The organism is Chitinophagales bacterium (assembly GCA_040877935.1).
Lineage (GTDB): Bacteria > Bacteroidota > Bacteroidia > Chitinophagales > CAIOSU01 > JBBDNB01.
Genome location: JBBDNB010000019.1, coordinates 15728 through 28782, shown reverse-complemented (window position 1 = coordinate 28782; position 13055 = coordinate 15728). Strand labels below are relative to the sequence as shown.

Below are 13055 nucleotides of genomic sequence, written 5' to 3'. Positions count from 1 at the left end.
AATGAAAGTAGTTGATAAAATATTATCGAATTTAGAATTTTCTATTGAATCTGGCTCATATAGCAGCATTGAAACAGATAAAATTGAGTTAAAAGATCTCTCATCAGGAAGTGACTGGAAAGAGCTCTACAAATCTGTGTGCGCATTCTTAAATACGCAAGGTGGGATAGTTATAATTGGTGTTAATGAAAACACGAAAAAAAAAGAATATAAATTCACTGGTTTTAATATCAACAATGAGGATAAATTAAAAGAACTTCCTAAACAATATACAACTGATAGCAAGCAATCAATTGATCTTAGTGAATTTATTCGTCCTGATTTGTTCGAAATTCGTGACTTTTTAAATGGGAAAGTTTGTGTTTTGTATATTGAAAAACTTCCCGAAGACAAAAAATATGTGCTTTTTAATGGCACAGCCTGGGAAAGAAAATTAACCGGTGATCATAAAATATCGCAAGAAGAAGTTGCCAAGCAAAAAGAACTACGTGCCGAACTGGAACTTGCAAGAGAACTTCGGCAGGTAAATGGCTCAAACATTGAAGATATTGATATAGATAAGCTAAATGAATACATACAGCGTCTTAACCAAGGAATGAAAGTTGAAACATTAAAAGCAGATATTCAATCAGCTCAATCTTTTCTCGAAAGAAAAAAGTTTGTTATTAACAAACAACCTACTCTACTTGGCATGTTGGTCTGTGGAAAAAACACCTATGATTTTCTTGGTGGAAGAGCGCAGGTAGATGGTTTTGTAGAAAGCCCTGTGCAGATTGCAGGGAATAAAAAGATTTTTAAAGACAATATTATACCGCTTTTAGAAAGCAGTATTGGGTTTATTCATGCCAACATTTCAACAGGAATTGATACAGACAAAGGAGGTACTACAAGTTTCGAATATCCAGAAAGGTTGATCCGAGAAACTGTCAACAACGCCTTAGCGCACAGAGATTACAGCGTAGATAAATTTGTCAATATAACAATCAATCCAGGTAAAAATTTAGAAATCAGAAATCCCGGAAAGTTCAGGCAAGAACAAATTTTACGAATTAATGGACAACAACCTATAAGACGAATCATTCCTATACCAAAAGCGCAAAACCCACGTCTTGCTGATGTATTAAAATCATTTGACCGCTGGGAAGGCAAAGGATGGGGAATGTCTTCATTAACAAATATGGCCCTTGAAAACAAGATTGACATCCCCTATTATATTCTTTATGCAGAACAAGATGTAGGATTATTTATCCCAAAAGGTAAAATATTGGATGACGAAATTGATTGGTGGCTTAAAAGCTTTGGTGGATATATTTTTAGAAAAACAAACGGAAGAGAACTCACAAAAGAACAAGCAACTGTCTTGGCTTATTTTTTCAAATCAGAAAGAATGGGTTACCAAGAGCGATATTGTATTGCTTTAACCCCTGACAATAATCATTTCTTTGTGATAGCAGAACTTGAAAAGTGGGGTTTAATAAAAAAACATCCTGACAGTCCTGAACTATACCCTACCTATATAGTTGATCAAACACTTAATAAGTTTGATTTTACAGATGAATTGAGAAATATTTTTGGAGGAGCATTTGATGAGCTTGGTTCTCATTATAAAGATACACTCAATACTATTTTACATTTTAATAAATATGGAAAAAACCTTAAGGATATAAATGCAGCTCAAGTTGGGGATTTCCTTTATTTCAGAAAAAACCAAAAAATTGAGGACGTTAAAAAATACAACGATTATAAAAGAAAAATCAGAAGTATTATCAGCAACCTAACCAAAAAGAAGTATCTACTAAAATCAAAAGGAGCCAGACCAAGCTATAATATTAACAGAAAATTTAAGAGAAGGCCTTCACTCTTTGATTAAAAAACCATATAATGAAGGTGAAAAATGCATGTTTAAGGACTGAATTAATAAAACAATATGTCGAAAAATAAAAAGAAATCCTCCGGAAAAGGAGAAAAAAGAAAAGCACTCAATAAAGAAATTCAAAAATTCATCGAGAAATCTGGCGACAAAGGCCGTGATAAAAACAAGGTCCTTAAGCAGTTTTTGAGAGAAAACAGTTCTCAGGAAATATTTTCCAGCCTGGATTTTCTGACCTCACGCGGGAAAATCATCAAAACTGAAAATGTATATAAAAGCCTGCAAAAAATTGACAAGTCTGAAATAGACGAGAACAACCCCAATGTATATACTGGGCAGGTTGACATGACCAGAAGTGGAGCAGCTTATATTATTTGTGACGATCTGAACAAAGATATTTATGTGCGTCCACAAAAGACCGGCAAGGCTTTTCACAGGGATATTGTGAAAGTACTACTGACCAATGTGCGCAAAAGCGGAAAAAATGACGGTGAAATCCTGGAAGTGGTAAAACGGCATACCGACCAGTTTATCGGGACTATTCACCTTTCAAAAAGTTTTGCTTTTGTAGTGCCCGATAAAGAAGAAATTCAGTCTGATTTCTTTGTGCCGCTGAATAAAATCATGAATGCCAAAGATGGGGAAAAAGTAATTGTACAGTTGATCTCATGGGATGATCCTACAAAAAGCCCGCTCGGTGAAGTAATTAATCGACTGGGAAAAGCGGGTGACAATGAAGTGGAAATGCAGTCTATATTGATTGAAAACGGGTTCAACCTTGAGTTTCCTGCTTCGGTAATGGACCAGTTGAAAAAACTACCCACTAAAATACCAGCCGAGGAATATGAAAAACGGGAAGATTTCAGAAATATCACCACTTTCACAATAGACCCGGATGATGCCCAGGACTTTGATGATGCACTGTCTTTTGAGAAAATGGACAATGGCCATTATAAAATCGGGGTGCATATTGCCGATGTAAGTTTTTATGTACGCCCCGGAACCCCTTTAGACATTGAAGCACAAGAGCGCTGCACCAGTGTATATCTTGTTGACAGGGTCTTACCTATGCTCCCCGAGAAAATTTCCAATGAACTGTGCTCGCTGCGCCCCAATGAGGAGAAGCTGTGCTATTCAGTAGTTTTTGAAATGAACGACCGTGCAGAAGTGAAAAATGTGTGGTATGGCCGAACCATTATTTACTCCGACCAGCGCTTTACTTATGATGATGCGCAAAAGCTAATTGAAACCAATAACAAAAAAGAGAGATTTGCCTATGAAGTGAAAACCATCAATCAACTGGCGAAAATTCTGAGGAAGAAACGCTTTGAAAATGGTTCCATTGATTTTTCAAGCGAGGAAGTAAAATTCAAACTGGACGAGAACAAAAAACCAATTGGCATAGAAATAAAAATTATGCGCGATGCCAACCGCATGATAGAAGATTTTATGCTGCTGACCAATAAATATGTATCCTTATTTGCTGGAAAACCCGAAAAAGGTAAAAACCCTGTACCAATGATTTATCGTATTCACGACACGCCCGATAGTACCAAGCTTGAAAATTTTGCGGTATTTGCCAAGAAATTCGGTTATGATCTGAAATTTGACGATCCAAAACAAACAGCCCACACGCTGAACGGACTTTATGCCAAAATAAAAGGCAAAAAGGAGCAGCACGTACTCGAAACACTTGGCATCCGTACCATGTCAAAAGCTGCATACAGCACCAATAATATTGGACACTACGGGCTTGCTTTTGATTATTATTCGCACTTCACCTCGCCTATCAGGCGCTATCCCGATGTACTGGCACATCGAATCATTACTAATGTTTTAGAAAAAAAGAAAGCGGCATACGACAAAATTGAGCTGGAAGAACTCTGCAAAAAAAGCTCTATGATGGAGCGTTTTGCAATGGAAGCAGAAAGAGATTCAGTGAAGTACAAACAGGTAGAATATATCAGTGAACGTATTGGCGAATCTTTTGAGGGTATAATTTCCGGTGTGATTCAAAGAGGGATATTTGTAGAACTGGTGGAAAACAAATGCGAAGGTTTTATATCTGCCCGCGATCTCAGTGATTCAGATATGGAATATGATGAATCAAAAGTTTGCCTTACAGACACAAGAACCGGTGATAAATATCAAATCGGGGAAGACCTGAAAGTTAGAGTAGTTGGAACAAATATTGAGAAAAGACAAATTGATTTAGAGACAGTGCCGGAAGATGAAATTGAGCACTAATTCTTTTTTTCACCCGGCAACCTCACCAGATTTAACCAAAAGTCTTTGATCATTTCGATGATTTTTATGTACTCATCAAAGTCAACAGGTTTTTCAATATAACAATTGGCATGGCTGCGATAACAGCTCAAAATATCCTTTTCGGATTTTGATGTCGTTAAAATTATAACCGGAATAACCTTTAGTTTTTCATCATTCTTAATTTCATGAAGAATTTCCCTGCCATCTTTTTTCGGCAAATTCAAATCCAGCAAAATAATATCGGGTACAGGAGCATTCTCAAATGGCGGCTGATGATACAAAAAACGCAGGGCATCTTCACCATCTTTGGCAATATGTACCCGTTCAGACAAACCCACTTCTTCAAAAGCTTCCCTGGTCAATACAATATCCCCTGAATTGTCTTCAATTATCAATATATCCAAAAGCCCTTTTCCCAACATACTTTTCTTTATTTTGAATAAAATGCGATAATCAAATGTAGGCAATTAATTTTCATTTCGAATTTTTGATTATTCCGACATCTGCAATTTGCGCCAATTCAACATTGTAAAACATCATTGGTATTGTTAATTTAGGCGCTCCTTGAAAAATTTTAAAAATAAAAACTGATTACAAGCAGCAATTATTACCCAATTTTTAATTCATTTGAGCTATAAAACTCAAAAAACTTTCAAATCATCATCTTGTGTCGGAGCTGATTAATAACAATCCTTTAAATTCGCTGAAAATTAATTACATGGAATACCAGGATTATTTTGAATACTATCAATCCTACCTCGGAGCGAGTTCATTTTTGAAAAAGCCCGAAAAGCTATATCAGCCAATAGAATACATCCTGGGCTTAGGGGGTAAAAGAATTCGTCCGGTATTGGTACTTGCGGCCTGCGATCTTTTTGATGGTGATATAACAGCGGCTTGTCCCGCAGCCCATGCCGTAGAGGTGTTTCACAATTTCACACTCATGCATGATGATATTATGGATGCAGCACCACTGCGCAGAGGAAAAGATTCTGTACCTAAAAAGTATGGTTCAAATCTTGCCATTCTTTCCGGTGACACTATGTTAATTAAAGCGTATCAAGAGATAGAAAAACTACCGGAAAAGAATATGGTAAAAGCTTTTAGGCTCTTTAATAAGACAGCAGTGGAAGTTTGTGAAGGGCAAATGCTGGATATGAGTTTTGAAAACAACAATGATGTTGAGGAGAATGATTACCTGGAAATGATTGAGTTAAAAACTGCTGTACTGATGGGTTGCAGCCTTAAATTGGGCGGTATATGCGCCCAGGCAAGCACTGAACAACAAAAATTACTTTATGAACTGGGAATCAATATGGGCATGGCTTTTCAAATACAAGATGATTTGCTGGACAGTTTTGGCAAGGACAACTTCGGCAAAACAATTGGCGGTGATATTTTAAATGATAAAAAAACCATCTTGTTTATCCATACCCTTAAAAATGCATCTGCTGAAGATAAAGCACAATTGTTGAGCCTGTCTGGAAATAAAAAAGAAAGCAAGGCAAAAATCAAAGCCATTAAAAATCTTTTTGAAAAATACGGAGCCCGGAGCTATGCTCAGTCTTTGAAAGACAATTATTTTACAAAATCAGGGGAAATCCTTTCAGCAATCAAAAGTACAGACTCCAAGAAAAATTTCCTGGAATCACTGAATCAGTTGTTGATTAAAAGGGTGATTTGATCTGAAATTATTCTGCCCTGGTCCACTCTTCAGTTCTACCCAAAAACGAAAAACCAATAAAGCCTCTTACTTCAAGTAAATCTTCTTCTACAAGTGTTAGTTTGCATTTGTAGGTCTTGCCATTGTTGGGGTCGTAAATGGTTCCGTTTTCCCAAAGTTTATCATCAGTTTTTTCAAATCCTTTCAGCAAATCCATGCCCAAAATAGGATTGTCATGCTTATCTTCATCTGGATTATTAACATCTTTTTTGGGTGAACCGTCTTCTTCATTGGGTTCTTTCAACCAAACTACCTTGCCGCAGATTTCATCATTATCGCATTCGTATATTTTGATTTTAGCTTCTTTATCAGCAGTGTACCACTCTCCTTTTACAGATTCATTTTGAGCAAAAACAGAAATAGTTGATATAAAGGCAATAGATAGTATAATTAAATGTTTCAAATACATAGTTATTATTTAGTTGTTTTTTTGTAAAAAATATTTATTTGCATATACAATGCTTTGCAGGGAAATAAGCGTAATCTTCATTATAAACTGTGTGGATCAATTATTGTTAACTCTTTGATGTCTTTAAAATCAGAAGTATTTCGAGAAATTAAATCTAAACCATAGACAATTGCAGTTGAAGCAATAATAGCATCAGGTAATTTTGTCTTATGCTGTTTACGAATCTCAATGGTTTTATCAACTATATTATCAGTCAAATCCATTACAGTTGAGTCAGCCATAAACTCTGAAAGCAATTTATAATGTTCTCTTGGCGCATTATAACCAAGTACTTCAATTTTTGAAATCACAGATACATTTGGCACAGCATTAATAATACTGTCCATAAAATCCATACCCGAAGCTGATAATTTCTTGCCTAAATAATCAATAACTGCATTAGAATCAACTAAGTACCTGGTTTGCCCCATTCTTCACGACTTTTAGTTACATGATTTTGAAGCTCATCTGCTATATCAGAAGGTAATTTCCCAGCATATTTATCAGACAATTTCTTCCCGGACTGATTACTTTTTTTCAACACCTTAATTAATTGAAGGTCTTCCAAATTCTTCAGAAGCTTGTATGCCTTTATACTATTTATTTGTAAGAGTACAGTTTCCATAATTTCAAATCAGTTGATTAAGCTACTTATTCTCTGTTTAAAATACACATTTTTAAGCTTTCAAAGGAATAGTTTTTTAAATTTTACAATAAATTTTAAATAAAAATTTATTGATTTTCAGCAAACAAATCTGCCCACTTCTCTACATTCAAACCGGGTTTCTTGATAGAATCACTTAATTTTTCTAAAAAAAATGTCCTTGGATATAATTGTGCCCCCATACTTTCAAGATGTTCGGTATACACTTGGCAATCGACAAAATCAAAGCCCTGTACTTGGAGGGCTTGTGTCAATTTTATAAGTGCTGCTTTGGAAGCATTTGAAACTTTACTAAACATAGACTCTCCAAAAAATGCTTTTCCAATTGAAACCCCATATATACCACCTACCAATTTATTTTCCGCTGACCAAACTTCTACTGAGTGGGCAAAACCTGCTTTGTGAAGCGAAATATAGGCTTCCATCATTTCTTGTGTAATCCAGGTCCCCTCCTGCCCCGACCTGGGGATTTCACTACAAGCTTTTATCACTGCTTCAAATGCCTTATCGCTGGTAAAAGTAAATTTATTTTGGTTAAATACCCGCCTCATGCTTTTTGAAACATTCAAATTTTCAGGAAAAAGCAACATTCTCGGATCGGGAGAGTGCCATAAAATAGGTTCACCGGGACTATACCAGGGGAAAATCCCCTGGCTGTATGCTGCCAACAAACGCTCCATACTCAAATCACCTCCAATAGCCAATAGCCCATACTCATTGGCATTATCAGGGTGGGGAAATTGAGGCAATTTGATCTTTTTCATTTACAGTAAAATTTCAATTATTGCATTAGAAATACAATAACTCGAATTAAGCACGCATTATAAGCAGCAATGAGTACTTTTGCAAAAAAATAATTAATGCGCTTATTCTTATTCTTTTTATTATCGGTTTTTTATTTCTTGCTCACAGCACAGGAAGATAAGCAGAAACAAAAGTTTGTCAATCATATCCTTTGGATTAATATTCCTGATCTTTCAAACGAGGGATTGCTTGACGCCAATTGCCCGAATATAAAATTCACAGCATCTAAAGGCTTGGTAAATTATCAGGTAATAAACCCGGAAAACAAAGATCACTACCAGGCAATGTTGTTTTCCTGCAACGGTGAAAACATTATGCAGGCACTGGAGAAAAACAATCCAGATGCAAAAACAGCAGCATTCAGCAGCGACAAAAAATTAATCAAGCAGTTATCTGGTCTTGATTTTGTAAAAAAAGGAAGCAGCGATGTAGAAATTACTGAATTGGCTTATGAATACTTGCGCGATGAAAGACCAAATTTTCTTTTTATAAATTACTCAGGTGTGCAAAATGCCTTTAAAAAAGAAGGTAATGTAAAATCAGAGGCCTATCAATTTGCCGTAGAAGAATTGGACGTAATGCTTTCAGGCCTTTTCAAAGGTTTAATCGAATCGCGACTTTACAATTCTGCAGCTATTGTCATCAGTTCTTCAAGCAATATTAGTGACAATAACAATGGTTTACTGCTGATCCAGGCCGATGGAATAATCGAAGCAGGTACAAAATTAGATGTCTCTATCAGTTCTGAACGTATTATGCCAACCATAAGCGAGTTGATTGGAGGTATTCCCGAATTTAATTGCAGCGAAAAATCTTTGCTCCAATTGCTCAATAAGCATTGATAAACAAAACCTGAAACTTTACAATTTGGTGCAGCTGACTTTACGAGCAGGGTACAGCCATTCTCGGTTTACAAGGAATTTTTATGCAAAAGGCACAGAACATCTCGTAAAGCAATTTAAAGATCTTGCTTGCCGCAGGGCTGTAACGCATTTTTCTTTAAAGCGATGATTGCTGCAAAAAGTAAGACCCCGCTGGGGCATTGCCATCGCTGCATATCCAATTCGGTATAGGGCAAGGAAAACATTAAAAAATCAATGGACAACTCTTCAACCAAAGCCAATTGATCCTAGGGGGATCGGATGTTTATAAAAAAGGATCCCCACCACCGCCCGATCCCGGAGGGATCGCATATTATACACAAAACCAAGGTTTAAAATTGAACCGGTTTAGCGCAAGAGACGACATCTTTCCAATAAAGATGACATCTCTGCTTGGGCTTTCGTTCTGCTTTTTCAATGGGTCATGACCCATTGGAGTTCTTCAAAAGTACTGCTAATACTTTTTGCTTCTAATACCATTTTAACTACAGCCATTCTCGGTTTACAAAGAGCTTTCATGCAAAAGGCACAGAACATCTCTGTAAAGCAATTTGAAAATCGTGTCTACCGAATAGCCTTAACACATTTTTCTTTAAAACGATAATTGCTGAGCAGGGTACTCACAAATAAAATATTTTGATCATAACCAGGTGTGTGATTTTTTTAAAATCCTTGAAATCCACAAGTATCTGCCGAGTCTATATCAAAGAACTGCATTATTATTGTATTCCCTTTAAAAGTATACCTGTATATAAAACAAGAGTACTGAGCTATCTTTTTTTACCGGATTTTCTTCATTATTATGAACATTCTCACTAATGTTATCTTCCTATTTACATTTAAAAAATAATAAGATACTGATAAGCAACACAATAGATAATGAAATAAATTTATGAACAAGCTATTGTTTAATCATTTGTAGTTGAAAAAGAATAATTATTCAGAATGTGAAATCACTATAAAAATAGTTGGACACCCTGTAAAAAGCACATAACGGAAAACACCTACTTACAGAAACAAACATAGGTTTAATCACCTATAATATATTGTAAACAAGACTTTAACAAATTATCATAAAATTTTACATCTTACATATGGCTATTTTTAACCCTGAAAAAAGGCCGTTCATCGATTATTATGTTTTTTCTTAAACTAAATGCGTACATTTGCGTTAGTAATAAAACAAATCATTAAAACCATTTAGTTATGAACTACTTAACAACAAAAGAAAATGAAGTGTTAAAACAAGCAAAAGCAAAAATCAGAGCTTTGCTACATCCTTTAAGACAGGATATTTTAACCAAAATCAAAGAAAACGGTAACCGCATGAATGTTACTGAAATTTATGTAAAACTGCGTATTGAGCAAAGTGTTGCATCTCAACATTTGGCTATCTTGCGAAAAGAAGGTTTTGTAAACACTACTCGTGAAGGAAAAACCATCTGGTACAGCGTTAACAACGATACCATTAAAGATACTGTAAGTCAGTGTGAGAATGTTTAATTCTTAATTTTAATGTGACCGTTAAAAAAGACCCCGAACTTTAGTTTGGGGTTTTTTATTATTCCATACCTTGCAAAACATACTCTAATATCCGCTCCTCAGGTTTGAATTCGCGCAGTATATCCAGTCTCAAATTGTAAACTGCAATTTCTATCAACTCTTGTTCTGAAAGAACAGAATGCTTTTGCGCAGAAGCATAATATTTTCCTGCATCTAAAATAGCTGTCTTTGGTACTAAACCAATTAATTCTGTACCGCTCACAATCACCCCTCGTTTTTTTGCTGCAGCTTTTACTGCTTCATATGCATGGTGAATTCCTGTTTTAGTATAATCTGTAATATTCATAGAAACCTGAACACAATTATATTCAGGTATATACCAGCCTATGGCCTTGAGTGCTGTACATTTACCGGGCATTCTTTTCCATTTTTCAGGGACTATTCCGCTTTTATCAATATATCCCGAGCTTCGAATTTCACGAGCAATTGCTTTTGCAATGGCAATATCTTCTGACTTGAGATTTATATTACAGGCAATAAGAAATGAGCGTGCACCGATAGCAATATTTCCACTGCGCGCATTGAGTTTTTGCGGACCAAAATCAGGTTTCCATTCGGGTAAATGTATTTTTTTGACGATCGCCTCATAATTGTCTTTTCTCAAATTAGCAAGGTTACTTCTTTCAGGGGAACTTGCAGACCTTTCGTATAAATACACTGGAATTTTTAATTCATCGCCCACCCTTTTAGCCAGTTTCAATGAATATTTAACTACTTCTTCCATACTGATATTGGCAACAGGGATCAAAGGACATACATCTGTAGCTCCAAAGCGGGGATGTACACCTTTTTGTTCTCTCATATCAATATGCCGCGCAGCACACTTGATCGATTGAAATGCTGCTTCAATAACTGCTTCAGGACTTCCGGCAAAGGTAATTACGGTGCGATTGGTAGCTATGCCGCTGTCTATATGCAAAAGCTTTACTCCATGAACCTGTTCGATAGAAGTGGCAATGGCTTGTATAGTTTCGGGATTACGTCCTTCACTAAAATTGGGGACGCATTCTATTAAAGGTTGCTTGTTATTAGGTGGCATGTTTTTATCTCAAAGTAAATCTGCAAATCCCTTTGAATTATTCTATCTCTTACTGTTTTTAGATTCCTTATCATTCCCAAGCTCAGAAATAAAATATTCTCTTTGCAATCCACCTTTGATAATTTCATAAGCTTTAATAAAAACATTATCAATAGAATTGTATAGTGGATAAAAACCATCATTTTTCCACAACTGCCTTGCAAGGTGTGCCTTAATCAGAATATTGACCTGGGGCTTGAGTACTTCAAGTTCATCTTCTTTGATTCTGTGCCCTTCTTTCTCTATAAAATTAATAAACTGATCATACATGATTTCAGAAACCATAAAGTTATTATTGAAATAATCTAAGTCCCTGTATGGCAAAAATCTGTCCTGGTTGTCAGAATAAAAATCATAGACAAACTGCGGTATATAGCCCCTTATCTCCGAAAAGTAAATGAGATAATCTGCTGTATCTATTGGCACAATAATATCCGGCATAATCCCCCCACCACTATATACAGGACGGCCATTGGATGTGTAGAACCTAACCGTATCCTGAGCTTGTATAGCAAGCGAATCAGTCATTTCAAAAACTTCTCCATTTTCATATCGCTTGCTTATTTCTCTGTGATAGCTGGCCTTGTCATCAACATTATAGGGTTTTTGAATACTTCTACCGGATGGTGTGTAATAGCGCGCAACGGTAAGCCGCAATGCAGAACCATCTGCCAGTTCATATTGCTCCTGTACCAATCCTTTTCCAAAAGATCGCCTACCAATAATTAAACCACGATCCCAGTCCTGAACAGCTCCTGCCAGAATTTCACTTGCAGAAGCAGAGCCTTCATCTATAAGTATAACAAGATCTTCACTTTCAAATAAACCACTCACTCTTGCAGTGTATTCTTGTCGTTCATAAGCTTTTCCTTCTGTATATACCAATAATTTCCGTCCATCTATAAACTCATCGGAAATCATTGTAGCTGCATTGAGGTAGCCTCCGGGATTATTTCTAAGGTCTAGGATCAATGCATTCATGCCCTGTCCTTTAAGCATTGAAAGGGCTTTCTTAAATTCTTTGTAGGTATTCGCAGAAAAGCGGGTGATTTTAATATAGCCCACTTCATCATCTACCATATAAGCCACCTCAATACTAGTGATAGGAATTTTGTCACGGGTAATGTCGTATTCTATGATTTCGCTATTTCTACCACGCATAAAACCCACTTTTACAGTTGTGCCTTTTTCTCCTCTGAGCAAATGTATCACCTCACGATTACTTATACCTACTCCTGCAACAATTGAATCTTCTATGGTAATTATTTTATCGCCACTTTGTATACCCAATGTTTCCGATGGTCCTCCGGTAATTGGAGAAACTACAATTATAGTATCCTTTAGGATATAGAATTCAATACCAATACCATCAAAATTGCCTTCAAGGTTTTCATTTACACTTTGCAATTCTTTTTGGGAAATATAAAATGAATGGGGATCAAGCTCGCGCATTAAATCTCTTGATACTTGATCTTCAATATCATTAAGCGCTACAGAATCAACATATTTAACCTCAATAAAATCAAGTATTTCATCAATTTTATTGAATTGCTTATTGATATTAAAGAGCGGCATTTTATTTTCGGTTTTGCCCCGTATCTTATAGCCAAGTTGCATTCCCGCAATCAAAATAATCGCGAAAATTAAAGGAAGTAAATAGCTGTATTTTTTATTACTCATATGAAAGCGGTAGAAATAGAGTTTAAAAATTCACAGGCAAAGATAAATGATTCTACAAAGCCGGGATAATTCTCAA

12 protein-coding genes are annotated in these 13055 nt (G+C 35.9%); 5 read left to right on the top strand and 7 right to left on the bottom strand.

Annotation, left to right across the window (positions count from 1 at the left end; all coding sequences use genetic code 11):
• The first annotated feature begins 1 nt into the window (after nucleotide 1).
• Together WD048_04515 and rnr are read left to right on the top strand one after the other, a co-directional pair.
• Nucleotides 2-1870: an RNA-binding domain-containing protein gene (locus tag WD048_04515; GenBank protein ID MEX0811458.1), complete on the top strand. Its 1869-nt coding sequence runs from the start codon at nucleotides 2-4 to the stop codon at nucleotides 1868-1870.
• A 57-nt stretch (nucleotides 1871-1927) separates the two neighbouring features.
• The gene (gene rnr / locus WD048_04510; GenBank protein MEX0811457.1) at nucleotides 1928-4117 is read left to right on the top strand and encodes a ribonuclease R; all 2190 of its coding nucleotides are present in this window, start codon (nucleotides 1928-1930) and stop codon (nucleotides 4115-4117) included.
• On the opposite strand, the gene WD048_04505 is transcribed toward rnr, so the two are convergent.
• The gene (locus tag WD048_04505) at nucleotides 4114-4560 is read right to left on the bottom strand and encodes a response regulator (protein MEX0811456.1); all 447 of its coding nucleotides are present in this window, start codon (nucleotides 4558-4560) and stop codon (nucleotides 4114-4116) included. The two genes, rnr and WD048_04505, sit on opposite strands and share 4 nt — an antisense overlap.
• A gap of 296 nt (nucleotides 4561-4856) precedes the next feature.
• On the opposite strand from WD048_04505, the gene WD048_04500 reads away from it, so the two are divergent.
• Nucleotides 4857-5822 (top strand): polyprenyl synthetase family protein, encoded by a 966-nt coding sequence (locus tag WD048_04500; GenBank protein MEX0811455.1) that lies wholly within the window; start codon nucleotides 4857-4859, stop codon nucleotides 5820-5822.
• Nucleotides 5823-5829: 7 nt separating this feature from the next.
• Here WD048_04500 and WD048_04495 read toward each other — a convergent pair whose 3' ends face one another.
• The 4 genes from WD048_04495 to aat form a co-directional block, all read right to left on the bottom strand.
• Nucleotides 5830-6270: a DUF2147 domain-containing protein gene (locus WD048_04495; GenBank protein MEX0811454.1), complete on the bottom strand. Its 441-nt coding sequence runs from the start codon at nucleotides 6268-6270 to the stop codon at nucleotides 5830-5832.
• 80 nt (nucleotides 6271-6350) lie between these two features.
• Entirely contained in the window at nucleotides 6351-6740 is a 390-nt protein-coding gene (locus tag WD048_04490; GenBank protein ID MEX0811453.1) for a type II toxin-antitoxin system VapC family toxin, read from the bottom strand.
• On the bottom strand, nucleotides 6719-6934 hold the full coding sequence (locus WD048_04485) for a hypothetical protein (protein MEX0811452.1): 216 nt from the start codon (nucleotides 6932-6934) through the stop codon (nucleotides 6719-6721). The genes WD048_04490 and WD048_04485 overlap by 22 nt, the downstream gene beginning before the upstream one ends.
• A gap of 107 nt (nucleotides 6935-7041) precedes the next feature.
• Nucleotides 7042-7737, bottom strand: coding sequence for a leucyl/phenylalanyl-tRNA--protein transferase (gene aat / locus WD048_04480; protein ID MEX0811451.1), 696 nt, complete (start codon nucleotides 7735-7737; stop codon nucleotides 7042-7044).
• A 96-nt stretch (nucleotides 7738-7833) separates the two neighbouring features.
• On the opposite strand from aat, the gene WD048_04475 reads away from it, so the two are divergent.
• Entirely contained in the window at nucleotides 7834-8619 is a 786-nt protein-coding gene (locus WD048_04475; GenBank protein MEX0811450.1) for a hypothetical protein, read from the top strand.
• Nucleotides 8620-9864: 1245 nt separating this feature from the next.
• A complete protein-coding gene (locus WD048_04470) occupies nucleotides 9865-10161 on the top strand; it encodes a metalloregulator ArsR/SmtB family transcription factor (GenBank protein MEX0811449.1) in 297 nt (98 codons plus the stop codon).
• 58 nt (nucleotides 10162-10219) lie between these two features.
• Here the strand turns inward: WD048_04470 and ftcD are convergent, their stop codons facing one another.
• Together ftcD and WD048_04460 are read right to left on the bottom strand one after the other, a co-directional pair.
• The gene (gene ftcD / locus WD048_04465) at nucleotides 10220-11260 is read right to left on the bottom strand and encodes a glutamate formimidoyltransferase (GenBank protein ID MEX0811448.1); all 1041 of its coding nucleotides are present in this window, start codon (nucleotides 11258-11260) and stop codon (nucleotides 10220-10222) included.
• Between the two features lie 42 nt (nucleotides 11261-11302).
• Nucleotides 11303-12979: a S41 family peptidase gene (locus WD048_04460; protein ID MEX0811447.1), complete on the bottom strand. Its 1677-nt coding sequence runs from the start codon at nucleotides 12977-12979 to the stop codon at nucleotides 11303-11305.
• Nucleotides 12980-13055: the final 76 nt, after the last annotated feature.